This is a genomic window from Janthinobacterium aestuarii (assembly GCF_051380835.1).
Taxonomy (GTDB): domain Bacteria; phylum Pseudomonadota; class Gammaproteobacteria; order Burkholderiales; family Burkholderiaceae_D; genus Janthinobacterium; species Janthinobacterium aestuarii.
Genome location: NZ_JBNYXU010000022.1, coordinates 1 through 1,362 on the forward strand (window position 1 = coordinate 1; position 1,362 = coordinate 1,362).

Genomic DNA, 1,362 nt, shown 5'->3' on the forward strand with positions numbered 1-1,362 from the left:
TTAACCGCAAGGAGGGCGCTTACCACGGTAGGATTCGTGACTGGGGTGAAGTCGTAACAAGGTAGCCGTATCGGAAGGTGCGGCTGGATCACCTCCTTTCTAGAGTTTGCACGAATCGGGCAACTGATTCACGCATCAAATGTTCACACTTATCGACTGTTAGCTGAAGAAGAAACAGTAGTCGTAGTAGCACCGCGTTGGGGCTGTAGCTCAGCTGGTTAGAGCACCGTGTTGATAACGCGGGGGTCGTTGGTTCGAGTCCAACCAGCCCTACCAGTAACACCCGAGTCGTAAATTCCCGGGGGATTAGCTCAGCTGGGAGAGCACCTGCTTTGCAAGCAGGGGGTCGTCGGTTCGATCCCGTCATCCTCCACCAAAGTTTTACTCGAAAGTGCAAATGTAAGCCAGTCAAACAGACCCGGTTTAGATTTGATCTTTTAGCGATCAAAGCTGTTTCGTTCTTTAACAATCTGGAAGAAGTAAAGATTATTTATTGATCAAGTCTATGCGTGCAGCAATGCATGAGGCGACTTGATGGGTAATGATTGTATGTATCAACAAACAAGCAACAACGTTGTACTTTCTTATCCCTGTAGCGCTCTTTGATGACTTCGGTCTTCAGAGGCTAACGTTATAGGGACAAGCGAATAAGTGCACATGGTGGATGCCTTGGCGATTACAGGCGATGAAGGACGTAGTAGCTTGCGATAAGCTGCGGGGAGTGAGCAAACACACTTTGATCCGCAGATTTCCGAATGGGGCAACCCACCCTTTTAGGGTATTGCATACTGAATACATAGGTATGCAAGGCGAACGCGGCGAACTGAAACATCTAAGTAGCTGCAGGAAAAGAAATCAACCGAGATTCCCAAAGTAGCGGCGAGCGAAATGGGAAGAGCCTGTACGTGATAGTCGGACCGATAACAGAATCCTCTGGAAATAGGAGCCATAGCGGGTGATAGCCCCGTATGTGAAATCGGACCGGTGATACTAAGCGTACGACAAGTAGGGCGGGACACGTGACATCCTGTCTGAATATGGGGGGACCATCCTCCAAGGCTAAATACTCGTAATCGACCGATAGTGAACCAGTACCGTGAGGGAAAGGCGAAAAGAACCCCGGAAGGGGAGTGAAATAGATCCTGAAACCGTGTGCATACAAACAGTAGGAGCGGACTTGTTTCGTGACTGCGTACCTTTTGTATAATGGGTCAGCGACTTACATTCAGTGGCAAGGTTAACCATATAGGGAAGCCGTAGAGAAATCGAGTCCGAATAGGGCGATCAGTCGCTGGGTGTAGACCCGAAACCAAGTGATCTACTCATGGCCAGGATGAAGGTGCGGTAACACGCCCTGGAGGT

At 49.4% G+C, this 1,362-nt stretch carries 2 tRNA genes and 2 rRNA genes; all 4 read left to right on the plus strand.

From position 1 onward, the window contains the following. Positions 1-99, plus strand: a 16S ribosomal RNA gene (locus ACQ4WO_RS28075); the annotation flags it as partial. Between the two features lie 100 nt (positions 100-199). Continuing rightward, a tRNA-Ile gene (locus ACQ4WO_RS28080) sits at positions 200-276 on the plus strand. A gap of 24 nt (positions 277-300) precedes the next feature. Then, positions 301-376: transfer RNA gene (locus ACQ4WO_RS28085), tRNA-Ala, on the plus strand. Between the two features lie 261 nt (positions 377-637). After that, positions 638-1,362, plus strand: a 23S ribosomal RNA gene (locus ACQ4WO_RS28090); the annotation flags it as partial.